23 protein-coding genes are annotated in these 26,334 nt (G+C 71.4%); 10 read left to right on the top strand and 13 right to left on the bottom strand.

The genetic code is table 11. From position 1 onward, the window contains the following. Positions 1-17: 17 nt before the first annotated feature. The 3 genes from ACLB9X_RS11475 (at position 18) to ACLB9X_RS11465 (ending at position 4,017) form a co-directional block, all read left to right on the top strand. Positions 18-971, top strand: a complete 954-nt coding sequence (locus ACLB9X_RS11475; protein WP_410360190.1) for a class I SAM-dependent methyltransferase — start codon at positions 18-20, stop codon at positions 969-971. A gap of 217 nt (positions 972-1,188) precedes the next feature. Then, complete coding sequence (locus tag ACLB9X_RS11470; protein WP_410360189.1) at positions 1,189-2,856, top strand: FG-GAP repeat domain-containing protein; 1,668 nt, start codon at positions 1,189-1,191, stop codon at positions 2,854-2,856. Positions 2,857-3,135: 279 nt separating this feature from the next. Next, positions 3,136-4,017 (top strand): SGNH/GDSL hydrolase family protein, encoded by an 882-nt coding sequence (locus ACLB9X_RS11465; RefSeq protein ID WP_410360188.1) that lies wholly within the window; start codon positions 3,136-3,138, stop codon positions 4,015-4,017. A 289-nt stretch (positions 4,018-4,306) separates the two neighbouring features. On the opposite strand, the gene ACLB9X_RS11460 is transcribed toward ACLB9X_RS11465, so the two are convergent. Continuing rightward, complete coding sequence (locus ACLB9X_RS11460; RefSeq protein WP_410360187.1) at positions 4,307-5,056, bottom strand: SLATT domain-containing protein; 750 nt, start codon at positions 5,054-5,056, stop codon at positions 4,307-4,309. A 324-nt stretch (positions 5,057-5,380) separates the two neighbouring features. On the opposite strand from ACLB9X_RS11460, the gene ACLB9X_RS11455 reads away from it, so the two are divergent. The 7 genes from ACLB9X_RS11455 (at position 5,381) to ACLB9X_RS11425 (ending at position 11,887) form a co-directional block, all read left to right on the top strand. After that, on the top strand, positions 5,381-5,716 hold the full coding sequence (locus ACLB9X_RS11455) for a YbaB/EbfC family nucleoid-associated protein (RefSeq protein WP_410360186.1): 336 nt from the start codon (positions 5,381-5,383) through the stop codon (positions 5,714-5,716). 92 nt (positions 5,717-5,808) lie between these two features. Further along, the gene (gene recR / locus ACLB9X_RS11450) at positions 5,809-6,408 is read left to right on the top strand and encodes a recombination mediator RecR (RefSeq protein ID WP_410360185.1); all 600 of its coding nucleotides are present in this window, start codon (positions 5,809-5,811) and stop codon (positions 6,406-6,408) included. Beyond that, entirely contained in the window at positions 6,401-7,063 is a 663-nt protein-coding gene (locus ACLB9X_RS11445; protein ID WP_410360184.1) for a DUF5063 domain-containing protein, read from the top strand. The genes recR and ACLB9X_RS11445 overlap by 8 nt, the downstream gene beginning before the upstream one ends. 305 nt (positions 7,064-7,368) lie before the next feature. After that, complete coding sequence (locus ACLB9X_RS11440; protein WP_410360183.1) at positions 7,369-8,640, top strand: aspartate kinase; 1,272 nt, start codon at positions 7,369-7,371, stop codon at positions 8,638-8,640. Further along, positions 8,637-9,689 (top strand): aspartate-semialdehyde dehydrogenase, encoded by a 1,053-nt coding sequence (locus ACLB9X_RS11435; RefSeq protein ID WP_410360182.1) that lies wholly within the window; start codon positions 8,637-8,639, stop codon positions 9,687-9,689. Before ACLB9X_RS11440 ends, ACLB9X_RS11435 begins: the two co-directional genes overlap by 4 nt. A 363-nt stretch (positions 9,690-10,052) precedes the next feature. After that, a complete protein-coding gene (locus ACLB9X_RS11430) occupies positions 10,053-10,715 on the top strand; it encodes a SigE family RNA polymerase sigma factor (protein ID WP_410360181.1) in 663 nt (220 codons plus the stop codon). A 71-nt stretch (positions 10,716-10,786) separates the two neighbouring features. Next, positions 10,787-11,887 carry a hypothetical protein gene (locus ACLB9X_RS11425; protein ID WP_410360180.1) on the top strand — a complete coding sequence of 367 codons (1,101 nt, stop codon included), beginning with the start codon at positions 10,787-10,789 and terminating at the stop codon, positions 11,885-11,887. Between the two features lie 295 nt (positions 11,888-12,182). On the opposite strand, the gene ACLB9X_RS11420 is transcribed toward ACLB9X_RS11425, so the two are convergent. The 12 genes from ACLB9X_RS11420 to ACLB9X_RS11365 form a co-directional block, all read right to left on the bottom strand. Beyond that, entirely contained in the window at positions 12,183-12,941 is a 759-nt protein-coding gene (locus ACLB9X_RS11420) for an SURF1 family protein (protein ID WP_410360179.1), read from the bottom strand. Between the two features lie 85 nt (positions 12,942-13,026). Further along, positions 13,027-14,856, bottom strand: a complete 1,830-nt coding sequence (locus ACLB9X_RS11415; RefSeq protein ID WP_410360178.1) for a prolyl oligopeptidase family serine peptidase — start codon at positions 14,854-14,856, stop codon at positions 13,027-13,029. Positions 14,857-15,062: 206 nt separating this feature from the next. Then, positions 15,063-15,761 carry a 4'-phosphopantetheinyl transferase family protein gene (locus ACLB9X_RS11410; RefSeq protein WP_410360177.1) on the bottom strand — a complete coding sequence of 233 codons (699 nt, stop codon included), beginning with the start codon at positions 15,759-15,761 and terminating at the stop codon, positions 15,063-15,065. Between the two features lie 227 nt (positions 15,762-15,988). Then, complete coding sequence (locus ACLB9X_RS11405; RefSeq protein WP_410360176.1) at positions 15,989-16,564, bottom strand: TerD family protein; 576 nt, start codon at positions 16,562-16,564, stop codon at positions 15,989-15,991. 165 nt (positions 16,565-16,729) lie between these two features. Continuing rightward, positions 16,730-18,649, bottom strand: coding sequence for an ABC transporter permease (locus tag ACLB9X_RS11400; protein ID WP_410360175.1), 1,920 nt, complete (start codon positions 18,647-18,649; stop codon positions 16,730-16,732). 208 nt (positions 18,650-18,857) lie between these two features. Continuing rightward, positions 18,858-19,679, bottom strand: coding sequence for a molybdate ABC transporter substrate-binding protein (modA, locus tag ACLB9X_RS11395; RefSeq protein WP_410360174.1), 822 nt, complete (start codon positions 19,677-19,679; stop codon positions 18,858-18,860). Positions 19,680-19,814: 135 nt separating this feature from the next. Then, positions 19,815-20,210 (bottom strand): molybdopterin-binding protein, encoded by a 396-nt coding sequence (locus ACLB9X_RS11390; protein ID WP_410360173.1) that lies wholly within the window; start codon positions 20,208-20,210, stop codon positions 19,815-19,817. A 91-nt stretch (positions 20,211-20,301) separates the two neighbouring features. Next, on the bottom strand, positions 20,302-20,997 hold the full coding sequence (locus tag ACLB9X_RS11385) for a class F sortase (RefSeq protein ID WP_410360172.1): 696 nt from the start codon (positions 20,995-20,997) through the stop codon (positions 20,302-20,304). Positions 20,998-21,052: 55 nt separating this feature from the next. Further along, positions 21,053-21,544: a hypothetical protein gene (locus tag ACLB9X_RS11380; protein ID WP_410360171.1), complete on the bottom strand. Its 492-nt coding sequence runs from the start codon at positions 21,542-21,544 to the stop codon at positions 21,053-21,055. A 358-nt stretch (positions 21,545-21,902) separates the two neighbouring features. Continuing rightward, positions 21,903-23,123: an FG-GAP-like repeat-containing protein gene (locus ACLB9X_RS11375; RefSeq protein WP_410360170.1), complete on the bottom strand. Its 1,221-nt coding sequence runs from the start codon at positions 23,121-23,123 to the stop codon at positions 21,903-21,905. 408 nt (positions 23,124-23,531) lie between these two features. Next, positions 23,532-25,010, bottom strand: coding sequence for a SulP family inorganic anion transporter (locus tag ACLB9X_RS11370; protein WP_410360169.1), 1,479 nt, complete (start codon positions 25,008-25,010; stop codon positions 23,532-23,534). Positions 25,011-25,027: 17 nt separating this feature from the next. After that, the gene (locus tag ACLB9X_RS11365) at positions 25,028-25,609 is read right to left on the bottom strand and encodes a carbonic anhydrase (RefSeq protein ID WP_410360168.1); all 582 of its coding nucleotides are present in this window, start codon (positions 25,607-25,609) and stop codon (positions 25,028-25,030) included. Positions 25,610-26,334: the final 725 nt, after the last annotated feature.

Below are 26,334 nucleotides of genomic sequence, written 5' to 3'. Positions count from 1 at the left end.
TCCGGTAGGACCGGGGCATGTCGCAGACAAGTACCCCCTCCGAGGGGACGGCCGCGGAGGAACTTCCCAGGCCGGAGCGGTTCGCGGACGTCAAAGGCTGGTTCTGGCCGGTCGATCAGCTGATCTTCGACTGGTTCCTGACCCGTCAGAGAGACACAGATCTGAAGGGTGACCTTCTGGAGCTCGGCGCCTACATGGGCAAGAGCGCGATCTTCCTCGGCGGCTATCTGCGGGAAGGAGAGACCTTCACCGTCTGCGACCTGTTCGACTCCGAGGCGCCGGACGACCCCAACAGCGCGGAGATGGACCGCTCGTACGCGACGCTGACCCGCCGCGCCTTCGAGGCCAACTACCTCTCCTTCCACGACGAGCTGCCCACGGTGGTGCAGGCCCCCACGTCCGTCATCACCTCCCGCGTCGCACCGGCCACCTGCCGCTTCCTCCACGTCGACGCCTCCCATCTGTACGAGCACGTGCACGGCGACGTGGCGGCGGCGCGTGAACTCCTGCTCCCCGACGGCATCGTGGCCTTCGACGACTTCCGGGCCGAGCACTGCCCGGGCGTCTCGGCGGCGGTGTGGGGCGCGGTGCCGACGACCGGCCTCAAGCCCGTCGTGATCACCGGCAGCAAGCTGTACGGGACGTGGGGCGACCCGGCCCCGTTCACCGAGGCGCTGCTGGGCTTCCTGGCGACGCGCACGGACGTGTGGCACGGCGTGGAGGAGGTCGCGGGCCTGCCCCTGATCCGTATCAAGGGCCCCAAGGCCAAGCCGCCGGCCCCGCCGGTCTCCCGCCACGGGCCGCTCCCGCAGCCGGACCGCGAGCCGGAGCCGGCACCTGTCGCCCCGCCGCCGGCTCCCGTACCCTCACCGGCGGCGCCTCCCGCGCGCCGCTCCCCGGCCCGCCGCCTGGCCCGGGACCTGCTCCCGCCGATCCTGACACGGGCCCTGACGTCCGGCCGCAGGCGCTGAGCCGACGGGCAGCCGGCACAAGCGCACGCCGCTCGCTGCCGCGCGCCCCTAAGGACGCCGTCGGGTCCGGTCCGACGGACACCGGAGCCCGGGTGTCATCCCCCCTGCTATGCTCCGCGCGTTTCGGACGAGGGTGCTGACCTGGGTGGGGCCCTTGAGGCGGCCCCTCGTCCGCGGAGACTGCGCCCGTGCGCGGTCGCGCCATGGGAGGGGCACTGTGATCCGTTCACGCAAGACGCGGCTGCGGTCGGCGATTGTTGCCGCGGGTGTGGGCACCAGCCTCGTCGCCGTCACCTTGGTCGGCAGCCCGGCCGCGACGGCGGCGGCTCCGGTGTCCGAAACGGCCGGGGCCGCCGCGGCCCCGGCACCGCGCTACGACGTCGACGGTGACGGCGTCACGGACCGCCTCGAGCGCACGACCGACGGCACGACCCGCATTGTGCTGAGCGGCACCAGGACGGCCTCGCCCTTCACCGTCGGCCAGAACACCGACGCCGAGAACCGGCCCAAGGACATCGTTCCGGTGGGCAATCTCTACGGCACCTCGGCCCCCGACCTGCTGGCGCTGTGGTCCAACGGTGAGCTGACGGCGCACGAGGCGTCCGGAACCGGCGGCACTACGTACCGGTACCCCATCGGCACCGGCTGGCAGATGTTCAACAAGATCCTCTCGCCGGGCGATGTGACCGGCGACGGCCGGCCGGACGTCCTCGGACGCACCCCCGAGGGCGTGCTGTACATCTACCGGAGCAACGGCACATCGGGCTTCTTCGCCACCCGCGCCCAGGTGGGCTCGGGCTGGCAGACGTACGACCAGCTCGTGGGCACCGGAGACGTCGACGGCGACCGGATCGGCGACATTCTCGGCCGGACCGTGGCCGGCGACCTGTACTTCTACAAGGGCACGGGTTCCTCGACCGGGGCACCGTTCAGGACGCGGGTCAAGGTCGGCTACGGCTTCCAGATGTTCAACCAGCTGATCGTCGCCGACGACCTGAACGTGGACGGCCGCGCGGACTTCCTCGCGCGCACGCCCGACGGGGCCGTGTACCGCTATCCGGCCTCCGGGGGCGGCAAGTTCGCCCCGCGCACGGTGCACAGCAGCGGGGCGCAGTCGGTCCGGCTGTACGCGGGCGGCGGTGGTGTGCCCGCGTACGGCAAGCACGAGCTGGTGACCATCGACGGGAACAACGACATCCGCTGGTGGCCCACGCCGGCCAACGGGCGTCTCGGCACCCCCGTGCCGAGCGGCACCTACCACAAGGGCTACTTCGAGGGCACGCTCAGCAGCGCGCTCGACGAGAAGGACCGGGCGCATCTCGTCGAGATCGGCCCCGGCTACGCGTGGGCCGAAGGGGTGGGCTATCTCGGCCAGGGCGAGGAGTGGAACAGGTACTGGACCATCGCCGGCCCCGGTGACCTCACCGGGGACGGCAAGGGCGACGTGGTGGGCCTCGGGTTCGACGGCTCCCTGTACCTCCACAAGAGCAGGAAGGACGTCTCGACCCAGCCGCTCGACAACCGGGTCCGGGTCGGCGGCGGTTGGGGGGTCTACGACCTGCTCGTCAGCGGCGGAGACCACAGCGGTGACGGCCGTCCCGATCTGATCGCGCGGAAGTACAACGGCGAGCTGTACCTGTACAAGGGCACCGGTTCCGCCACCGCGCCGTTCGCGACCCGCGTCCTGATCGGCGGCGGCTGGAACACGTACACCCACCTCGCCTCGCCCGGCGACATGACCGGTGACGGCCGCGCCGACCTCATTGGCGTCAACGGCGCCGGTGACGTCTACCGATACACGGCCACCGGCCGCAGCGGTACGTCGACCTTCGCGGTCCGCGCGAAGATCGCGAGCGGCTGGCAGGGCTACGAGTACGTCACCTGACGCACGATCCGCTCATCTCGACGGCTCCGGGGCACGCGCCCCGGAGCCGTTGTGCGTGGCGGCAAGCACACATCAGGTCGCGGGTGTTGGTGACGGCTCACGAAAAAACTGTCAAGGGTTGGGATTCCGTCACAGGGGCGGCGGGTTCGATGCCCTCCTACGCTTCTCGCACCGATCGGGTGAACGCGCCCCGGCGCGCAGGTCGTGGCTCCGTGAACCGGTGCCCAGAGCGCCGGAGCATGCCAGAGCCGCACCATTCGCCTGAAGGAGCCGCCCCCCATGCCGTTCCACGTCAAGAAAAGAGCCCTGTCGGTGGTCCTCGCGGCCGCCGGGACCGCCGCACTCGGGCTGGGTACCGCCGCCCCCGCCCACGCCACCGCCGAACCGGTGAACTACGTCGCCCTCGGGGACAGTTACAGCGCCGGTTCGGGCGTCCTCCCGCTCGACCCGGACGCCTCGCCCCTGTGCTTCCGCACCACCAGGAACTACCCGCACCTGCTCGCCACCCGGACCGGCGCGCGCCTCACGGACGTCACGTGCGGCGGCGCGAAGACCGAGCACTTCACGCAGGCTCAGTACCCGGGTGTCGCCCCGCAGTTCGACGCGCTCGGCAGCGACACCGACCTCGTGACGCTGACCATCGGCGGCAACGACAACAACACGTTCATCAGCGCCATCCTCGCCTGCGGCGCCCTCGGCACGCTCTCGGCCGGTCAGGGCAGCCCCTGCAAGGACCACTACGGCAGCCGCTTCTCCGACGAGATCGCCGAGAAGACGTATCCCGCCGTCAGGACGGCCCTGAACGAGATCAGATCCAGGTCGCCGAAGGCTGAGGTCGCGATCCTCGGCTACCCCTGGATCGTGCCCGAGCGGGCCGTCCCCGGCTGCTTCCTCAAGATGCCGGTCGCCAAGGGCGACGTGCCCTACCTGCACCAGATGCAGACGGACCTGAACGCGGCCGTCGAGAAGGCCGCCGCCGAAACGGGCGTCACCTTCGTCGACATGGCCGAGGTGTCGAAGGGCCACGACGCGTGCAGCCCGAGGGGTACCCGCTGGATCGAACCGCTCCTGTTCGGCACCAACATCGTCCCGGTGCACCCGAACGCGGCGGGCGAGGCCGCGATGGCCGATCAGGCGGCCGCGGTACTGGACCTGGACTGACGCACAACGCACATCGGGCCCGCCGCACTCTGCCCCCGCTGCTCCCGCCGGGTGCCCGGCGCCGGTTCGGCACGGTGTCCGGGCGCTCCCGGCGACCGGGCGCACCCGGCTCGTGCGTACGCGGCACGGCGTCCGGGCGCTCCCGGCGTCCGGACGGCCGGTGACCGGGCGCACCCGGCACGTGCGTACGCAGCACGGCGACGGGGCGCACCCGGCACGTGCGTACGCAGCACGGCGACGGGGCGCACCCGGACCGGCGACCCGGCGTACCCCGGGCCCCGCGCGGTTGTCAGCGCGGCGGCTCCGGGGGCCGCTGCCGGGGCATGTTCGGGCGGGTGCCCGGAGGCAGCGGGAAGCGGCCCTGGATCACTCCCGCGGACTGCGACGGGGGCCCCGCCTCCGGCCGGGCGGGTGACGAGGACGTCAGCCGCAGCGGCGCCGGGCCCGCCCGGAAGTCGGTCATCCAGTCCGCCGTCTCCGTACGGACCAGTGCCGAGAGGTCCTCCGAGAAGCGGCGCAGCACTCCCAGGCAGCGCTCGGCCGCCTCGCTCGCCGTGCCCTCCGTCGGGCCCAGCACCTCCCGCACGCTCTCGGACGCCCAGTCGAACTGGAGCGCCTGCAGCCGGTGCTGCACCGCCTGAGCCGTGGCGACGTCGCGCATCCAGCCCGCGGTGAGGCCGAAGTACCGGTCGCAGGCCGTGCAGGCCGCGGCCAGCAACAGGGAGACGTATCCCCAGGCGGCGGCCCCGGACACCGCGCCCGTCAGGTCGAGCAGCGGCAGGGCCGTCCCCGAGATCGCGCCCAGCGCCGTGCCGAGGCGCAGCAGCCGGGCCCAGCGGCGCTTGCGGGCACGGTCCGCGAGGTACCACTCGGCCGTGCGCAGGGCGTCGGCCTCCACCCACCGGTAGAGCTCGTCGAGGCGGACCGCGGGCTCCCCCCAGTCGCCGAGCGGGAACGCCCGTCCGGTCAGATCATCCAGCGGCGCGGTGCCGCCCTCCTCCCGGGCCGGCCCCCCAGGCTGCATCTCCGGCTGACTCACCGGTGCGCTCCTCTACCCTCTACGGCTTCTGCGGCTTCGCTGAAAAGGTGCTCAAAAGGTGCTGACGTTACACCGTGTGACGTACGGTGCGCGCGTTCGTTCTGATACGCCCGCGGATGCGCACGCCCTTCATACCGCCGAATGGTGGGCTGTGCGTCCCCGATCCTCGTATTTCCGCCCGCACGGGGGCCGTGATCAGGTAGAGGAGCCTGGTCGGGAGCCGTATCTCTCACTCGAAAGAGTTGGTCACCGCCGAGTGGGGCATCGCGCCCGGTGACCACGTAGGCTCGGCCGTATCGAAGCAACGTACGAACAGGAGTGACCGTGATTCCCGGTGGTGGCCAGCCCAACATGCAGCAGTTGCTCCAGCAGGCCCAGAAGATGCAGCAGGATCTCGCCCGTGCGCAGGAGGAGTTGGCGCGGACCGAGGTCGAGGGCCAGGCGGGCGGCGGCCTGGTGAAGGCCACCGTCACCGGCTCCGGCGAGCTGCGGGGTCTCGTCATCGACCCGAAGGCCGTCGACCCGGAGGACACCGAGACCCTCGCGGACCTCGTCGTCGCCGCCGTCCAGGCCGCCGGCGAGAACGCCCAGCAGCTCCAGCAGGAGAAGCTCGGACCGCTCGCACAGGGCCTCGGCGGCATGCCGGGCCTGCCGTTCTGACCCGGGCTCTGCCGGCCGGTCGCGTCAGGATCTTCTAAGCGTCACATCCACCAACTACCGTAAGCAGCAAGCACGCAAGGAAAGGCGTTCCGTTGTACGAAGGCGTGGTTCAGGACCTCATCGACGAACTGGGCAGGCTGCCCGGCGTCGGTCCCAAGAGCGCGCAGCGGATCGCCTTCCACATCCTCCAGGCCGAGCCGACCGACGTCCGCCGGCTCGCGCATGCGCTGCTGGAGGTGAAGGACAAGGTGCGCTTCTGCGCCGTGTGCGGCAACGTCGCGCAGCAGGAGCAGTGCACCGTCTGCCGTGACCCCCGCCGCGACCAGGCCGTCATCTGCGTCGTGGAGGAGCCGAAGGACGTCGTCGCGATCGAGCGGACGCGTGAGTTCCGCGGTCGGTACCACGTCCTGGGCGGCGCCATCAGCCCCATCGAGGGCGTGGGCCCGGACGACCTGCGCATCCGCGAGCTGCTGGCCCGTCTCGCGGACGGCACGGTCACCGAGCTGATCCTGGCCACGGACCCCAATCTCGAGGGCGAGGCGACGGCCACCTACCTCGCACGCATGGTGAAGCCGATGGGACTGAAGGTCACGCGGCTGGCCAGCGGACTCCCGGTGGGGGGAGACTTGGAATACGCCGACGAGGTCACGCTCGGGCGTGCCTTCGAGGGGAGACGACTGCTCGATGTCTGACGCCATGCTGCACGCCGTGGACCAGGACCCGGACGACTTCGCGGTCCAGATCGCCGACTCGATCGAGTCCTTCATCGTGGCGACGACCGAGGTCGCGAAGGGCGACGAGCCGGACAGCGCGGTCCCGTTCCTGCTGCTGGAGGTCTCGCAGCTGCTGCTGACCGGCGGGCGCCTGGGTGCGCACGAGGACATCGTCCCGGACGAGCGGTACGAGCCGGACACCGGTCCGGACCTGGACGTGGACGAGTTGCGCGAGCGCTTCGCCGTGCTCCTCGACCCGGTGGACGTCTTCTCCGAGGTCTTCGATCCGTACGAGCCGCGCAAGGCACCCGTCCCCTCGCGGATCTCCGACAGCCTCGCGGACATCGTCACCGACCTGCGCCACGGCCTCGCCCACTACCGCGCGGGACGCACCACCGAGGCGCTGTGGTGGTGGCAGTTCTCGTACTTCTCCAACTGGGGCCCGACCGCCTCCGCCACCCTGCGCGCCCTCCAGTCCCTCGTGGCCCACGTCCGCCTCGACCAGCCGCTGGCCGAGCTGGACGGCCTGGACACGGACGAGGACCTCACCGAGGAGCTGCTGGCCGAGGAGGCCGGCAAGGTCATGGCCGAGGAGATCGCCGGCCCCCTGGGCCTGCGCCGGGCGCGGCGCTGAGCCGCGTCGTCGTGGTGCGCTGGGCGCTGAGCCGCGTCGTCTGCCTTGGCATCGGGGGCGCCGCCCGGTGCCGAGCCACGGCATGGTGCCGGCGCCCGTATGTGAAGCGGGCCACATACCCGCGTACGTCGCCGTTCGAGGGGCAGCAGCCATCCGAGCGGCCGCGGACGTCCCCTGACCCTTCCTGGATGATCACGTGGTGAGCGGGACATCTCACCATGTGACATCACAGGGGCGTATCGCGGCCGCTCGATAGACTGAGCCGACCGCAGTAGTGACTGCAGAAGACCGAGCGAGGAGCGCACGTGGGCCTTGTCGTGCAGAAGTACGGAGGCTCCTCCGTAGCCGATGCCGAGGGCATCAAGCGTGTCGCCAAGCGGATCGTCGATGCCAAGAAGAACGGCCACCAGGTGGTCGTCGTGGTTTCGGCGATGGGCGACACGACGGACGAGCTGATCGATCTCGCCGAGCAGGTATCCCCCATCCCTGCCGGGCGTGAATTCGACATGCTGCTGACCGCCGGAGAGCGAATCTCCATGGCCCTGCTGGCCATGGCGATCAAAAACCTGGGCCACGAGGCCCAGTCGTTCACCGGCAGCCAGGCAGGCGTCATCACCGACTCGGTCCACAACAAAGCGCGCATCATCGATGTCACGCCGGGCCGGATCCGTACGGCGCTGGACGAGGGCAACATCGCCATCGTCGCCGGCTTCCAGGGGGTGTCCCAGGACAAGAAGGACATCACCACGCTCGGCCGGGGCGGGTCGGACACCACCGCCGTCGCCCTCGCCGCCGCGCTGGACGCCGAGGTCTGCGAGATCTACACCGACGTCGACGGCGTCTTCACCGCCGACCCGCGGGTCGTCAAGAAGGCCCGGAAGATCGACTGGATCTCCTTCGAGGACATGCTCGAACTCGCCTCGTCGGGTTCGAAGGTGCTGCTGCACCGGTGCGTGGAGTACGCACGCCGTTACAACATCCCGATCCACGTGCGCTCGTCCTTCTCCGGACTGCGCGGCACCTGGGTCAGCAACGAACCGCAAGGGGATCAGAAGGTGGAGCACGCCATCATCTCCGGAGTCGCCCACGACGTCTCCGAGGCCAAGGTCACCGTCGTCGGCGTCCCGGACAAGCCGGGCGAGGCCGCGGCCATCTTCCGTGCCATCGCCGATGCCGAGATCAACATCGACATGGTCGTGCAGAACGTCTCGGCGGCCACCACGGCGCTGACGGACATCTCCTTCACCCTCCCGAAGACCGACGGCGCCAAGGCCATGGCGGCGCTGGAGAAGCAGAAGTCGGCGATCGGCTTCGACTCCCTGCGCTACGACGACCAGATCGGCAAGATCTCGCTGGTCGGCGCGGGTATGAAGACCAACCCCGGCGTGACCGCGTCCTTCTTCGAGGCGCTGTCCGACGCGGGCGTGAACATCGAGCTGATCTCGACCTCCGAGATCCGTATCTCGGTGGTCACCCGCGCCGACGACGTCAACGAGGCCGTGCGCGCCGTGCACACCGCCTTCGGGCTCGACTCCGACTCCGACGAGGCGGTCGTGTACGGAGGCACCGGGCGATGAAGCCCAAACCGGCGCTCGCGGTCGTGGGAGCGACCGGAGCCGTCGGTGCGGTGATGCTCCGGATCCTGTCGCAGCACGCCGACATCTGGGGCGAGATCCGACTCGCCGCCTCCCCGCGCTCGGCCGGCCGCAAGCTGGCCGTGCGCGGGGAGGAGTGCGAGGTCGTGGCGCTCGGCGAGGAAGTCTTCGACGGCATCGACGTCGCGGTGTTCCTCGTGCCGGGCGAGGTGTCCGAGCGGTGGGCACCCGTCGCCGTCGCCAAGGGCGCGGTGGTCGTGGACAACTCCTCGGCCTTCCGCATGGACCCGGACGTCCCGCTCGTCGTCCCCGAGGTCAATCCGCACTGCGTCCGGGTGCGGCCGCGCGGCATCGTCGCCAGCCCCCACGACACCACGCTCACGCTGGTGCCCGCGGTGGGCGCGCTGCACGCCGAGTTCGGCCTGCGGGAACTGGTCGTGTCCTCGTACCAGGCCGCCAGCGGCGCCGGGCGGGACGCGGTGGACGCCCTGCGCGCCCAGCTGTCCCTGGTGGCCGGCACGGAGCTGGGCGCGGGGCCCGGCGACGTACGCCGTGCCGTGGGCGACGACGGGCTCGGCCCGCTGCCCGCGCCGCTCGCGCTGAACGTCGTGCCGTGGACCGGTGCGCCGCGCGAGGGCGGCTGGTCGTCCGAGGAGCTGGGGCTGCGCGCCGAGACGCGCAAGATCCTGGACCTGCCGTCGCTGAAGGTGGCGGCGACGTTCGTGCGCGTACCCGTGCTGACCGCGCACTCCCTGGTGGTGCACGCGCGCTTCGAGAACGAGGTCACCGTCGAGCGGGCGCACGAGATCCTGGCGACCTCGCCGGGCGTCGTCCTCTACGACGACCCGGAGGCGGGTGACTTCCCCACGCCCGCGGACGTGGTGGGCACCGATCCGACGTGGGTGGGGCGGGTGCGCCGGGCACCGGACGACCCCTCGGCGCTGGAGCTGTTCGTGTGCGGCGACAACCTGCGCAAGGGCGCCGCGCTGAACTCGGCACAGATCGCGGAGAGCGTGGCCGCCGAGTTCTGAACCCGCAGGGTTCTTGGGCCCGCGGAGCTCTGAGCCTATGAACCCCCCCGGGGGTCGGCTGTTGGACGATCGACCCGATAATCGGAAACGGATTGTCGGTGCGGCTTTGTAGGATCTGTGCGCGCCCTGCGAGCTGGTTGAGTGCTGAACCACTTGAACTGGGGCGTGGGCCTGTTCGATCATTCGCTTCCCCCTTGCCACAACCGGTGGCCGGGGAGGGAAGCGTCTTTGCGGTCGCCTCGGAACGGTGCCGTAAATATGGGGCATTGGGGATGAGCGAGTGCGCATAGGGGCATTTGGTTCACCGTCAAAAGCGGTGGCGTACGCGTACAACCCTGGCGGGGGGAAGCGTGTCCAACAGGCGTGGCAGAGGTTCTCGACATCGCAGGGGTGGCCCCGGTCCGCGGCGCCTCGGTGCGCCCGCTCCGCAGGCCCCGTCCGGCCGGCGGCATGCCGGTGATCGCACCCATGCCCGCACCGCGGACCAGACGGATCCCGGCGCCGCGGCAGGGCGCTGACGACGCCATGGCCGCCGGCACGACCGTCGATCACCTCACCGAGACCTACCGCGCCCACTACCGGTCGCTGCTGGGTCTCGCCGCCCTGCTCCTGGACGACACGGCGTCCTGCGAGGACGTGGTCCAGGAGGCGTTCATCCGGGTCCACTCCGCGCGTTCCCGCGTACGGGACCCCGAGAAGACCCTCGCCTACCTGCGCCAGACCGTCGTCAACCTCTCCCGCTCTGCGCTGCGCCGCCGCATCCTCGGCCTGAAGCTGCTCTCGAAGCCGATGCCCGACATGGCGAGCGCGGAGGAGGGCGCGTACGACCAGCTGGAGCGGGACGCGCTCATCAAGGCGATGCGGGGACTGCAGCGGCGCCAGCGCGAGGTGCTGGTCCTTCGGTACTTCGCCGACATGACCGAGGCGCAGGTGGCCGAGACGCTGGGCATCTCCCTCGGCTCGGTGAAGGCGTACGGCTCACGGGGCATCGCGGCGCTGCGCGTCGCCATGGGGGCCACGGCATGAGCACGCACGGCGACAGGTACGAGCAGTACGGGCCGGACGAGCCGTTTGACGACCGGACTGGGAACGGAAAAGTGAGCAACAGGCCGGAGAACGAACCGGGCGGTCCTGGCACGGGCCCCGACGAGGACCTCCTCGCGGGCCTCGGAAGGGGTGCCGGACCGGATGCAGGACTGGGCGGGGACGAGGAGGCCCTTCGCAGGATGCTGCACGGCGTCGTCGAGGACCTCGAGCCCTCCGAAGGCGCCCTGGACCATCTGCGCCGGGCCGTCCCGGCGCGGCGCGCCCGCAAACGCCAGGCGCTCGTCGGCGCGGCGGCGGCGGTGCTGCTGATCGGCACCGCGGTGCCCGCCTTCGTCCACGTCGCGAACTCGGGCGGCCTCGACCAGGCCAACCCGGTCAACGCCGGGCACGGCGAGCAGGCCCAGGGCGGCACGGGCAACGAGCCGGGCGCGACGGGCGGGGACAAGGACCCGCTGGCCCCCTCGAAGGGCGGCGGCCAGGACCCCCAGGTCAAGGACCCCACCAGCGCGGCACCGGGCGACCAGCCGGGCACGGGCGCGGGCGACGGCGCCTCGGGCGAGCCGGTCCCGCCGGGCAGCGCCGACGCCACCGTGCCGGTGTGCGGCGGCGCCGACCTCGGCGTCATCTCGGCCGAGACGAACCCGCCGGACCCGGACGGCAAGGTCTACGGCACCTTCCGCGTCGCCAACGTCTCCCCGTCCGACTGCACGGTGGGCGGAAGCGGCACCGTCGTCTTCCAGACCGCCGGTGCGGCCGACCAGGACCGCATCAGTGTCGTCGCGCACACCTCGGGCGACCCGGCGGGGGGCCTGCCCGACCCGTCGGCGGAGCAGGCGTCGCTGCTGCTGAAGCCGTCGTCCACCTACGAGGTGAAGTTCGCCTGGGTGCCGTCCGACACCTGTCCCAGCACCGCATCGCCCGACCCGTCGCCCACGGACGGCGGATCGGCGGGCACGGGCGACGGGTCCGGCACGGGCACCTCGGCGGAGAACAACACCGAGACCCAGCTGGCCGCCGAGGACGGCGGCACGCAGAACGGCAGCGTGACGGTCACCCACATCGCGGAGGCGGGCTCCCCGAACGCCCAGGCGACGATCACCAACGCCTGCGCCGGCACGATCTACCGCACGGGCCTGCTCCCGGGCCAGTGACCGCCCGCGCAACTCCCTCCGCCACGGGCAGCCGCCCGCGCCGCTGACGCGCGGGGCGCCGCGTGCCGCATCGGGCGGCTGGGGCGACCCCTGGCACAGTTGCGGGGCCCGTTTGGTGCCAGAACGTGGCCCGGGATTGCGGGACCGAGCTGGGCGCGGCGGGGCGTGTACAGGGCCGGGCGTGGGTCCGAGCGGGGCGCGGCGGGCCCGGGGCTCGGGCCTGGACCGGGGTCTGTGGCTGGGACCGGGGCTCGGGCCTGGACCGGGGTCTGTGGCTGGGACCGGGGCGGCCGGGCTACGAGGCCTCGGGCGCCAGTCCGAGCTCGCGGTCGCGTGCCGCCTCCGCCTCGCGGCGGACCAGACGGAACCACATGAACAGCACGAACCCCGCGAACGCGAACCACTCCCCGGTGTAGCCCAGGTTCTGGAACGCCTTCAGGTCCAGGCCGCTGTTCTCCGGTGCCGACGCCGGCACCGCCGTCAGGCCGCTGTCCGCCTTGGTCAGCGTGACCCACGCGTCGTACACGTCGTCCGGCACCAGGTTCACCAGCGACGCCGCACTGATCATGCCGAGCTGGCCGCGCGGCAGGCCGCCCGCGGTGTGCACGCCGTCCGTGCCCACGGTCTCGGACGCCTGCAGCGCGCCCGTGACCGTCACCACGCCGGACGGGGCAGCCGGCACCCGCTCGCCCTGGGCCAGCCAGCCGCGGACCACCGGCAGCGTCTTGCCGCCCTCCGTCCGCAGCAGCGTCAGCACATACGCGCCGCGCCTGCCGTCCAGCTCGCGGTCCGGGACGAGGAACTGCTCCCCGTATCGGCCCGTCGCCGTCGCCTGCCGTCCCGACGTCTCCTTGTCGACGGGCAACAGCTCGTCGAGGGGGGCCGCCGCGACCTGTTCCTGCTGACCGGGCCGTCGCTCGGCCTCCCGGTGACTGTCGACGCGGTCCTCGAACCTGCCGAGCTGCCACGAGCCCATGACGACGCAGAACGGGATCGCCAGCAGGACGAAGACGTTGATCCCCCACCAGCGGGGCGTCAGCAGGAATCGGTACACGCCTCCACGGTACGGAATACACCCAAGCTCCCTCGTCCCGGGTCCGAACCTCGGCCCCCGCCGCCGCAGCCCCCCGGTCGCCCGTCTACCGTCCCACGCTCTGCGCCTCACCCCCGTTCAGGTGGCGGTCCGCGAAGGCGATCTCCAGACGTACCTGCTTGATGCGTTCCTCGACCACGAGCGAGCCGTGCCCCGCGTCGTACCGGTATACCTCGTGGACCGCGCCGCGGGCCGCGAGGCGGTCCACGTAGTTCTCCACCTGACGGATCGGGCAGCGCGGATCGTTGACGCCCGCCGAAATGTAGACCGGCGCGCGGACCGCGTCGACGTACGTCAGCGGGGACGACGCCTCGAAACGCTCCGGCACCTCCTCCGGGGTGCCGCCCAGGAGTGTGCGGTCCATGGCCTTCAGGGCCTCCATCTCGTCGTGGTAGGCCGTGACGTAGTCCGCGACCGGCACCGCGGCCAGGCCGACGGCCCAGACGTCCGGCTGGGTGCCGAGTCCGAGGAGTGTCAGATACCCGCCCCACGATCCGCCCGCGAGCACGAGCTTGGCCGGGTCGGCGAGTCCCGAGGAGACCGCCCACTCGCGGACCGCCGCGATGTCCTCCAGCTCGATCAGACCCACACGGTGCTTGAGCGCGTCCGTCCACTCCCTTCCGTAGCCGGTCGAGCCCCGGTAGTTGACCCGGACCACCGCATACCCGTGGTCGACCCAGGCCGCCGGGCCCGCGGCGAAGGCGTCGCTGTCGTGCCAGGTCGGGCCGCCGTGGATCTCGAAGACGGTCGGCAGCGGGCCGCTCGCGCCGGCCGGTTTCTGGACCAAGGCGTGGATGCGGCCGCCGGGGCCCTCCACCCAGGCGTCCTCCACCGGGACCGAGGACGGCGCCTTCGTCCCCGGCGGGTCGAGCACGACGCCCCCGCGCGTCGAGCGGACCTGCGGCGGCTGGGCGGCGGACGACCACAGGTATTCGACGGTGCAGTCGGGGCGGGCGGTGGCGCCCGAGACCGAACCCGCGGGCGTCTCGATCCGCGTCAGCTCGTGCGAGGCCAGGTCGTAACGCCACAGCTCACCTCGTGCCTCGAAGTCGTGCGCGACGAGAAGGGCCGAGCCGTCCGGATACCACTCGGCGTTCACATCGCCAGGGAGGTCGATCGCGAGGCCGGTCTCCTCGCCGGTCGCCACGTCCCAGATCATCGGCTCCCAGCGTCCTCGCCGCTGGTGACCGACGAGCAGCCGGGTGTCGCCGTCGACCGGTGCGAAGCCGAGCACCTCGAGGCCGAGCTCCGCCGTGCCGTTCTCCGTGTCGTCGAGCTCGGCCACCACGTCGCCGTCCAGCCTCAGCACCCGCAGCGCGGAGTGCATCGCGTCCCCGTGCTCGGTGTGCTCGATGGCGAGGAGCGTCCCGTCGTGGGAGAGGTCGCCCACGCCCGCCGACTCCCGGTGCCGGTAGATCTCGACGGGCTCCGCGCCCGGCCGCACGACATGGACGGTCGAGCCGTCCTCGTCCGTCGAGCGGCCGACCGCGGCGGTGCCGTCGCGGCCTATGGCGAGCCCGGCCGGATAGGAGGGCTCGAGGCCGGGCGCGGCAGGCACGTCCTCCCCGCCGCCGAACGGCTGCCGCATCCAGATCCCGAACTCGTCGCCGTCGGTGTCCGAGAACCACCAGACGGCCTCGCCGTCCGGCGTGAGCACGCCGTCCGTGGTGCCGTTCGGCCGGTCGGTCACCTGCCGCTGGGCGCCCGTGGCGCGGTCCCACGCGTACAGCTCGTACGTCCCCGTCGCGTTGGAGACGAAGAGAGAGCGGTCGGGGGCGTCCTCGGCCCAGTCGGGCAGGGAGACACGGGGTGCCCTGAAGCGCTTCTCCCAGTCGGGCATGCCGGGCATGTCGGGTGTGCTGAGTACGTCGTCCATGCCCCCATCAAACCGGGAACCGCCGACACTCTCCTCAGCCTGTGGATAATTTCACGGCATGCCCGACCGCCAAGGTCTCGGACCAGCGGGCGGCCTGGTCGGGGGTCAGCGCCCAGCCGAGTTCGGCCGGCTTGAGCAGCGCACCGCCTCGGAAGCGTTCGTCAGGGGCTGGGCCTCGTTTGCGTCGTGGCCGTCGGTCACGGCCCTTAGAGCGTGCCCGGACGGCGCACGGCGGCTGCTGCCGCGTAGCCCGGGTCGGCGGGGAGGTCGGCGATCAGCCAGAGGTCCTGTGCGGCCGGCTGGGCGCCGCTGCCCACGTAGGCGAGCGCCACGTCCTCGTTCAGGCCGACGCCCATCGCTTTGAGCATCGCCTCCTTGCGCGTCCAGCAGCGGGCGAACGCGACGGTCCGGTCCACCGCGGGAAGCGCGGCCAGCTCCGCACGCTCATGGGGGTGCAGCTGCGTTGCGACGCCCTCGGCGGTCTCGGCCGACGGCAGGATCTCGACATCGATGCCCACGGGGACGGAGGAGAGCGCGATCATCACCATGCCGCTGGTGTGCGACAGGGAGAAGTGGACGGCCCTGCCCGGGACATAGGGACGGCCGTGCGCCCCGCCGCAGTGCACACACGGCTCCCGCACGACGGACACGTCCTGCGGCGCCTGCCCCAGCCGCCGCCCGAGCAGCTGTCGCAACGTCACGTGAGCGACGGCGAACGCGTCCCGGTCCTCGGGGCGACGGAACACCGCGAGGCGCGCGGACTCCTCGGCATCCAGCACGTGCGCGAGCGCCGCCGCTTCCTCCGCGTGCTCGGACACCCGGCCCGACCACACCAACTCCAGCCCGGGCAACGGCTGTGCTATGTCCCCGGCCATCACGTCCTCCGCATCGGTCGCTCGGTGCACCGGCTGCGACCGTACTGCACGGAGCGCCGCGCCCAGTGCACCCGCCCGCGCCGGACGCCGACGCGTACAGCACACCGTGCCGGTCTCGACGCCGACACGTGTGCACGCCCCCCATGCACTGCTGCGGCCGCGTACGCCGTCCCGGCTCGGGGCCGGCCCGTGGCACGGGCCGGCCCCGAGCGTGGAAGGGCTCAGGACGGCTCAGGACGGCGCAGAGCCCAGCCGGCTCAGATGTTGACGCCGAAGTCCTGGGCGATGCCCCGCAGCCCGGAGGCGTACCCCTGGCCGACGGCGCGGAACTTCCACTCCGCTCCGCTGCGGTACAGCTCGCCGAAGACCATCGCGGTCTCCGTGGATGCGTCCTCGCTCAGGTCGTAGCGCGCCAGCTCGGCACCGCCCGCCTGGTTGACGACGCGGATGAAGGCGTTGCGCACCTGGCCGAAGGACTGGCCGCGGCTTTCGCCCTCGTGGATCGAGACCGGGAACACGATCTTGTCGACCCCGGCGGCCACGCCCGCCAGATCGACCTTGATCTGCTCGTCGTCGCCCTCGCCCTGACCCGTCAGGTTGTCACCGGTGTGCTCGACGGAGCCGTCGGGGCTCTTGAGATTGTTGAAGAAGACGAAGTGCTGGTCCGTCAGGACCTTGCCGTTCTCATCGACCAACAGGGCGCTGGCGTCGAGGTCGAAGTCGGTCCCGGTGGTGGTGCGGACGTCCCAGCCGAGACCCACGATGACCGCGGTCAGGCCCGGGGCCTCCTTGGTGAGCGAGACGTTGCCGCCCTTGGAAAGGCTGACACCCATGGAAATCCCCTGCGCAATCCGGCGCGGGCCACGCCTTTTGACGATTTCTTTGCCCGACCGAGCCAACGAGCGGACTCCCGAGCTGGTTCCTCGCGCCCGCGGAAGCACCGGCTCGAGTGACCCCGCTCCACCGCGTTGACGGACGTCCACCCCCGACGTCGGCGATCAGCGCGGCACGACGGTCACTTCCGTCGCCTTGACGCTCGTCCACACGGACACCCCGTCCGCGATGCCCAGTTCGGCGGCGGCCTGCGGTGTGATCTCGGCCACCAGGTCGGGCACCCGGTCCGAGACGATCAGGATGCGCAGCCGGCTTCCGGAGACGGTGATCTCGCGGACGGTGCCCGGCCAGACGTTCCGCGGGCTGCCCTCCGGCCTCTCCCGGTGCACGGACACGGCCTCCGGCGCGATGACCGCCAGCGCGTCCGTGCCGACCGGGAGCGGATCCGCGGCCACCAGCGTGCCGCCCCCGGCCAGGTCGAGTCCGTGCGCCGATGCCGTGCCGGGCCACGCGTTGCGCCCCAGCATGCGGGCCACCCACGGCGAGCGCGGGTGCCGGGTGACCTCGGCGGGCGGCGCGTCCTGGAGGGCACGCCCGTCGTCGAGCACGAGCACCCTGTCGGCGAGCGAGACGGCCTCCACCGGGTCGTGTGTGACGATCAGGCAGACGCCGCCGAAACCGTCGAGATGCGTGCGCAGCGTGTGGCGCACCCGGGTCCGGGCGGTCTGGTCGAGCGCGGCGAGCGGTTCGTCGAGGAGCAGCAGCCGGGGCCGCGCGGCCAGCGCACGGGCCAGCGCGACGCGCTGGGCCTGCCCGCCCGAGAGCTGCGCGGGCCTGCGGTGGGCGAGGTGGCCGACGCCGAGCCGGTCCAGCCACTGCTGGGCGTTGCGGCGCGCCTCGGCGCGACGCACACCCTGGGCGCGCAGTCCGTAGGCGGTGTTGGCGAGCGCGTTCAGATGCGGGAACAGCGCTCCGTCCTGCGGCACCCAGGCGACACCGCGCCGGTGCGGTGGCAGCCGGGAGACGTCCTCGTTGCCGAGCCGGAGTACGGCCCGCGAGCGGGTGGTGAGGCCGAGGAGCGCGCGCAGCAGTGTGGTCTTTCCTGCGCCGTTGGGGCCGACGACGGCGATGGTGGTGCCGGGGTCCGCGTCCAAGGTGAGCCGGTTGAAGCCCGTGACGTCGGCGTGCAGCGCCCAGTGGTCCTGCGGAACCAGGAGGTCCGGCCTCTCCTCTCCGGGCGTGGGAGCCTCCGGACCGGCCCCCTCCGCGTCGTGCCCGCCCTGTGCGACGAAACTGGGGCCCCGGTCGCCGCCGCGCGGCGTCCCCGCCCATCGGCCCCGTAGGGCCACGAGGACCACCATGGCGATGGCGAGCAGCAGGAGCGACACGGACGTCGCCGCGTCCGGCTGCTCCTGGAGCAACAGATAGACCTGGAGAGGGAGGGTCTGCGTGGTCCCGGGCAGGTTCCCGGCGAAGGTGATCGTCGCGCCGAACTCGCCCAGCGCACGGGCCCAGGTGAGGGCGGCGCCGGCGACCAGCCCCGGCGTCACCATCGGCAGCGTGACCGTGAAGAACACCCGTACGGGCGAGGCCCCCAGGGACGCGGCGGTCTCCTCGTAACGGGGCCGCAGACCACCGAGCGCCCCTTCGAGGCTGATCACCAGGAACGGCATGGCGACGAACGTCGCCGCGAGCACCGCACCCGAGGTGTGGAACGGCAGCGTGATGCCGAACGTGTCCTCCAGCCAGGGCCCGAGCAGACCGCGCCGCCCGAAGGCCAGCAGCAGCGCGACGCCGCCGACCGTCGGCGGCAGCACCATCGGGAGCAGGACCAGGGAGCGCACGAGGGGCTTGCCGGGGAAGTCCACCCGGGCCAGCAGCCAGGCCAGCGGTACCCCGAGCACGAGCGACAGGCCGAGCGCCCAGAACGAGACCACCAGCGACAGACGCAGCGCTTCGGTGGTCGCGGCACTGGTCAGGTGAGCGCCGAGTTCGCCCCATTCCGTACGGGCGAGTACGCCGACGAGCGGCAGCAGCAGCAGGGCGACGGCGAACAGCGCGGGAACGGCGAGCGCTGCCGGCACGCCCGCCCGTGGTGCCCGGCCCTGCGGCGCGTCAGGGCTGTTGCGGCTTTCCGCTCGGCCCGACGTCCGGGGGCTGGGGCTGTGGAGGCGTTTCATCGGAGATCCCTCGGCTCGCCGTGCGGACCTGCGGCTATGGGCCCCGTGCCCGGTGACCGGAGCACGGCCGCCACGGAGTCCGGCCCGGCGGCTGGGGATCCGCCCGTGCCCGTCATGGCTGCTGGAATCCGGCGTCGCGGAAGAGCCTCTGCGCCTCGGCGGTGGTGAGCCACCGCACGAACGCGTCGGCCGCCTCCGCGTTCCGGGAGGTCTTCAGGGCGGCGGCCGGGTACTGCGCGATGGCGTTCTGCGCGTCCGGGATCTCGACGGCGTCCACCTTGTCCGTCGCGGTCGCGGCGTCCGTCTTGTAGACGAGGCCCGCGTCCGCCTCGCCCAGCTCGACCTTGCCGAGGACGGCGCGGACGTTGGGCTCTTCCGAGACGGGCCGCACGATGACGCCTTGGTCGTCGAGGATCTGCCGGCTGTACCGGCCGACCGGAACCTCGGGGGAGGCGAGGACGACCTTGACCCCCGGTTCCGCGAGGTCCCGCAACTCGGCGATCTTCTCCGGGTTGCCCTCGCCCGTGGCGATGACCAGCCGGTTCCTGGCGACGACCACCGGACTGCCCGTCTCTGCCTTCAGCCCGTCCATGGTCCGGGTGTCGGCGGTGACCAGGACGTCGGCGGGTGCACCTTGCCGCACCTGGGCGGCGAGTTCCTGGGACCCGGCGAAGGAGAAGGTGATCTCCGTGCCCGGGTGGGCCCCTTCGTACGCGTCCCCCGCCTTCTTGAAAACGTCGGTGAGTGAGGATGCGGCGAGCACGGTCAGGTCGGCGTCCTGCGTGTGCGAACCGGACCCCGACCCCGTCGCGCCGGGGTCCTGCCGGTCGCCACCGCCTCCGCCGCCGCAGGCGGCCAGCGGGCAGGCCAGGGCGACGACCACGACGGCGGCAGCCGTACGGCGCCGGGTGAGGCGATAGGCCAGGGACGACATGACAGGAACTCCTTGCAGGGACGCGGTCGGCTCGGCGGATGCCGCCCGAGCGGTTGGTCGAGAGCCGCGCCGGTGACGGGCGACGCCGCCGGTTTGCGATCCGCAGCCTGTCCGGACGGGGCCGGCTGGGACGTGTCAGGTGCGGTCGATGTGCACGTTGGTGGATTTCACCCGCGCGGTCGCCTCCACGCCGACCTCCAGGCCCAGCTCCTCGACCGCCTCCCGCGTGAGCAGCGAGACCAGGCGATGAGGCCCCGCCTGGATCTCCACCTGCGCCGCGACGTCGCCGAGCTTGACGGCGGTGACGATGCCGGGGAAGGCGTTGCGTGCCGAGGTGTACGAGCCCTCGTCCTCGTCGTTGCCGCTCTGCGCGAGCTCGACCGAGAACGCGGCCAGATGGCGGCCGTCGATGAGACGGCGCCCGCCCTCGTCGCGATGGGTCGCGACCCGGCCGGCATCCGCCCAGCGGCGCGCGGTGTCGGGACTGACGCCGAGCAGACGAGCCGCCTGTCCGATGGTGTATGACTGCATGTGCGTCAGGATACGACCATATGGCTGGCACCTGCGAATGTCTGGAGCAAACCACATGGCAGGTGCGAGGCTCTTGTGTGATCGGCCGCTACTAGTGGAGGCCGATCAGTTTCGCGTAGACGACCACGTTGCCGAGGTAACCGGTGTCCTTGCTGAAGCCGCCACCGCACGTGATGATCCGCAATTGAGATTCGGCGGAACTGCTGTAGACCTTCCGGCTCGGAAACGCACTCTTGGGGTACGCCTCGACGGCTAGGACGGCGAACCGCGCGGTCCGCCCGTCCCGGCGGTCGATCTCGACCGTGCCGCCCCTGGGCACGGCGCCGAGCGGGTAGAAAACGGCGCGGCCGGTGGGGGTGTCGACATGGCCGGCCACGACGGCCGTGCCGGACTCGCCGGGAGCGGGGCCGTCGGCGTACCAGCCGGCCAGGTTGGGCTTGTCGGCGGGCGGCACTTCGAGCGCGCCGTCGGAATCGAGCCCGAGCTTTGTCATCGGGGCGTCCACGCCGATGGCCGGGATACGCAGTCTCACCGGGGCGGCGCGGGACCGAGAGCCGGTCTTACCGCTCGACGGCAGGGGCTCGGCGGTCCGAGGAACGGCGTCCCGTGATGCGCCCCCGCGATTGGTTTCGGATCCGGCAGGACCGGATACGGCATGGGCCTGCGCCGCGGACGGCTGGGGAGCCGTTTCGCCGCGCAGGCCGCTGTAGAGCAGTACGACGCCGACGATCGCGACGGCGACGAGCGTCTTCGTCGACACGAACGGGGCGGGCCGTGTGTTTCCCATGAGGGTCGGGGTTTCGGTACAGGCGCAGGCCCTGACGGCTGTTCGGGCCGGCCGGTCAGGAGGCGGCACCGGCGAAGCGACGCCGCCGCATCGACACCACGCTGCCGGCCGCCGCGCCGGCGAGCAGAAGGGAGCCGACCGCGACCTGAGTGCCGTTCAGCCCTTCTGTGCCGCCGAACCCACCGCGCACCGCCCCTTCCGGGCGGCTGACGACCTCGAAGCTCGTCTCGACGCGAGTCCGCGGGGGGCACTTGACCGTGATGGTGTACACACCCTCCTCGGCGGTCTCGGGGACCGTGAAATCGCCGACCAGTCCATCGCTGTCCTGACCCTCGAGAAGGTTGATCTGACCACCGGCTTCCGCCTGCCCCTTGGCGTATGTGGCGTCCGGGCCGCAGACCTCCGTGCTGACCGTGATGGTCGAGCCGGGGAAGGCCCGCTGCGGGCTGACGCTGACGTCGGACTCATCGGCGGACGCGGCTGCCGAGGGGAGACCCAGGGCACACAGGGTCAAGGCGCCGCAGGCGAGGATACGTACGGTGCGCATTTCACCACCTTTCGACCGGCGCGGGGCAGGACGAACTGTCCCGTCGAGAGTGCCGCGCTCCGTTGATAAGACAAGCAGCTCGCGACATCCGACAGCCGGTCCGAAACGAGCGACCGGGCGCGCACCGGATTTCCATCAGGGCACTTTCCGCAGGTGGCACGAGCCGTGATAGGCCCGACGGAGGAACCTCGCAGAGGTGTGGCGATCGAGTGGCGACACGCCCGCGGCCGATCTGCTCGCCATGTGAGCGTCCGGGCCCCGAACAGGCCGGACGGGCGCACAGGTTCCCCCGAACGACACATCGTCAGTGCAACGACAAAAGGGCCTCCGCTCAGAAGCGGAGGCCCTTTCACCTGGATCAGAAGAAGCCGTTCAGGTTCCACCAGTCGTCGGCCGTCTCCACGCGCGGGGCCAGCGCGCCGGTGCCGCGGCCCGGGTAGACGAGCTGGCAGCCGACGCCCCGGCACGATTCGCCGACATAGCTGCTCTTGGTGGAGGTGACGAGGTCGCCATGGCCGTCGCCGGTGACATCGCCCAGGCCCAGGAACGTGTCCATGACGTTCCAGCCGCCGTTGCCGATCAGTACACGGGACCCGAGAGCCCCGGTCCTGCCCGGGTACAGGTACAGGTAGCCGGTGGAGGCCTGGCGTGCGATCAGGTCGGGGCGGCCGTCACTGTTCATGTCGCCCGGGCCGACCAGGGCATTCATGCCGTTCCAGCCGCTGGTGCCGATGAGCTTGCGCGCACCGAGGGCGCCGGCGCCCGTGCCGGGGTACAGCCACAGCTTGCCCGTGGACTTCTCGACGGCCAGCACGTCCGAGCGGCCGTCGCCGGAGAGGTCTCCGTAGGCGACGATCCGGCTCATGGCGTTCCAGCCGCCGGTGCCCATGAGCTTGCGCGTACCGAGGCTGCCGGTGCCGGTGCCCGGGTACAGCCACAGCTTCCCGGTGGACGCCTCGCGGGCGATCACGTCCTCGCGGCCGTCACCGCTGAAGTCGCCGTGCCGGGTGAGGGCGTTCATGGCGTTCCAGCCGCCAGTGCCGACCAGTTGCCCGGTGCCGTCGCCGCGCAGGAACCACAGCCGGCCCGCCTTGTCCCGGACCAGGACGTCGGCCCGGAGGTCGGCGTTCAGGTCACCGAAGCCCGCCGCCTTGGGCGCGGTCGTCGCGTACCACTGCGGGTAGGGCGGGAGGATGCACTCCCGCTCGGTGGGTACGAGCTTCACCGAGCTGACGGAGCCATCCGAGTGACCCCACTCGGTACCCGCGCGGTCGGGGGCCCACACGGCGACGCCGCCGTTCTGGCCGTAGTTCGGGTCGTCGTGCAGACAGGCGAACTTGGACGTGCGGTTCACAACGGTCTGGAACGTGTTGTCCCAGGTGCCGAGCGTCGCCTTGTTCGTGTTCGTCTTGAACATGGCGCCTGTGCCGTTGTCGCTCTTCCAGGCACAGAAATAGCCCGCCGGGCAGTCGCTGATCGCGGCCTGCGCGGGCGCCGCGCCCGCGCCGAGAAGCCCGAGCGAGGTGAGCCCCAGCGTCGTGGCCACCGCGGCCAGGCGCCGAAGCAGAGATACGCGCATACTTTCCCCTCCCTGACGCGGCGCGGAGAGACGCTCGACGCGCCGCGAGAGCAAGATACCGCGCCGACGAGATCACGCCATCGCACCCGTCCTCTCGCGGTGCACAGGCCGCCCACCGGAGCCGGACCCACCCGGTGATCCGGACGGAGCGGTCGCCGTGGACGGCATCGTCAGGGCCGATCCGACGTCGTCGTCACGCAGATGGGCAGGCACAACAGCCACCGAAAAGAATGGCCCCACACGCGGTATCCGCTCTCAGGATGCTCCGCTACTGGGACCTACACTGCGTCCCGATAACGCAGCACCGGGTTCCAGCGCATGCGTGATTATTCGCACTGCTCATGGAAATGTGCCCGGTGGAGGCTTGGTTGAGCCTCCACCGGGCGGCAGATCACTACGACGAGAAGCTCATGGCGTCGTGGCCTTCACCGGTTCTGCGGTCGTGACCTTCACTGGGTCGGTGTCGGGTGCGCTGTGTCGCTCGGCCCAGGTCTCCAGGGCCGTACGGCAGGCGTGGTCGAGGTGGTGCAGCCCGGACAGGTCCACCTCGATCGGTCGGTCCTGCGGAAGGGCCTCCAGACTGTCGAGTATCTTCGGCAGCCGCAGGAACGTGGCGTTGCCCGACAGATACACCTGGATCGGCCCGGCGCCCTTGTCTATGACTTCCGTCTTCAGGTGCGATGCCTCCCAGGCGGTCTTGACCACCGCCAGGGCAAGGCCGATGAGCACGCCCTCGAACATGTTCACCGCGACGATCGACACGGCGGTGACGATGAGGATCAGCGCCTCACCCTTGTGCCCCCGCCACAGCTCCGCGACCTGGCGGAACGGGATGAGTTTCCAGCCCGCGTGCACCAGGATGCCGGCGAGGGCGGATAGCGGGATCAGCGCCAGGGCGGAGGGCAGCGCGGCGGCGAACAGCAGCAGCCATACACCATGCAGCACCCGCGACGCCTTGGTCTTCGCGCCCGCCTGGACGTTGGCGGAGCTGCGCACGATCACCGCGGTCATCGGCAGCGCGCCGAGCAGACCGCATACCGTGTTGCCCGCGCCCTGGGCGATCATCTCCTTGTTGTACTCGGTGCGCGGACCGTCGTGCAGCCGGTCCACGGCCGCCGCACTGAACAGCGACTCGGCGGAGGCGATCAGCGCGAACGCGATGATCGTGCCCCAGATGGCAGGGCTGGCCAGCTCACCGAAAGCCTCGGACCCGGGCGGCTGGATCACGCCGAGCAGCCCCTCCACCTCGACGGTCGCGACCGGCAGGCTGAAGGCGAGCGAGACGATCGTGGCCAGCATCACCGCCGCGAGGGCGCCGGGCACAGCCTGCACGGCCTTCGGCAGTTTCTTCCACAGCACGATGACGGCGATGGTTCCCGCGCCGATCGCGAGCGAGGTCAGGGCCTCGGTGCTGCCGAGGGCGTCGGCGAGAGCCCCGGGCACGCCCACGATCTTGCCAATGCCGGTCTCCGGGGCCTTCAGGCCCGCCGCCGCGTAGATCTGGCCCGCGATGATCACCAGACCGATGCCGCAGAGCATGCCTTCGACGACGGCGACGGATATCGCCCGGAACCAGCGGCCGATTCGGACAAAGCCCATGGCGAGCTGGAGCAGCCCGGCGAACAGCACGATCACGCCGAGCGCGGCCACTCCGAACTCGCTGACGGCCTCGAAGACCAGCACGGTCAGGCCCGCGGCCGGGCCGGACACCTGAAGCGAGCTGCCCGGCATCAGCCCGGTGACCAGGCCGCCCACAATGCCGGTCACCAGGCCCAGCTCTGCGGGGACTCCGGAGGCGACCGCCACGCCGACGCACAGCGGTACAGCGACCAGGAAGACGACGATGGAGGCGGCGAAATCCTGCCGCAGGTAAGGGAACCTCGACATCACAGTCATGGTGTCCCTCACAGCGCCTCGAACGTGTCAGTCGCCGAGCGGTGTTCGCGCACGGCTCCGGTGTGCACCTCGTAGTACCAGCCGCGCAGGCTGAGCTGGCCCGCCTGCAGGCGCTGCTCGATAAAGGGGTAGGAGCGCAGCCGCAGCAGTTGCGTCAGGACGTGGTGCTGCACCGCCTCGGCGACCGTCGGGTCGGCGGGGTCGGAGCACTTGGGCTCGTCCGCAGCGTGCGCGAGCCAGTCCCGCACGGCGGGGACGGCGTCCAGGTCGTCGCCGCGCACCACAGCGCCCACGGCGCCGCAGTGCGAGTGGCCGCACACCACGATGTGCTGGACGCCGAGAACCTCCACGGCGTACTCGATGGTGGCCGCCTCGCTGGTGGGGCGCTCGGAGGCGTAGGGCGGGACGATGTTGCCCGCGGTGCGCAGCTCGAAGAGCTCGCCGGGGCGGGCGCCCGTGATCAGGGCCGGGACGACCCGGGAGTCGGCGCAGGTGATGAACAGGGCCTCGGGCGACTGGCCTTTGGCGAGGCCGGCGAACTCCTCAGGGCGCTGTCCGAACGTGCGGGCGTTGTCGATGAGGGGTTGCATGATGTGGTTACTCCTCCTGGCGCGCCGTGCAGGCGCGTCGGACGGGCAAGGACAGGTGTGTGTGGGGGGCTGCTCTGCTGTTCAGCAGCGGAACACCTGAAGTGCCGCCGGATGTGGGCTGTCGAGATGTCGACGGCCGGTGGTGCGCGGTACGGGGTGTGCCCGGCTCGCCCGCTGTCGAGGCTCCCTGCCTCAGGTGCGGACGGTCGGGTGTCTCGGGTGCGCAGCCGGCGGCAGTGCGGTGCCGGTCGCGGGTGCCCAGGGGACCGATCGGGTCCCCGTGGCGGCCGGCGTCCCGGCAGGTGGCGATCTCGTCGCGCAGCGCCCCTTCCCGGAGGGCTTGATCCCGGTCTGGCTCTTGGCCATGGCATGACGGGCCGTGCGCGCGGACGCGAAGGACGCGGTGGACGCGAAGACCTGGGGGCCGTGCAAGACGACGGCCAGGAGCGACACCACGGTCCGGGCCGTCACACCTCGGAACATGAGCCTTCCTCCACGTAGTTCACGGCTCTAGCGCATGCCAACGCTTGGTCAACGATCAGCCAAGAAACAGAATAACCCTGCAAAATTCTGTGTAGGGTTAACTCAAGGTTTCGACCTGAAGAGAGCCTGAAAGACGTGTCGTGGGTGGCGTGAACTCACGCCTGATGTAGTGAAGTTGATCAGCCAGACCGTCGTGCATCGCGCGCAATGCCCCGTCGCGCCGGTCAGGGCAGGTGTGTCCT

The sequence above is a fragment of the Streptomyces sp. 5K101 genome, assembly GCF_046506645.1.
Taxonomy (GTDB): Bacteria; Actinomycetota; Actinomycetes; order Streptomycetales; family Streptomycetaceae; genus Streptomyces.
This window is presented reverse-complemented; position numbering and strand designations above follow the sequence as displayed.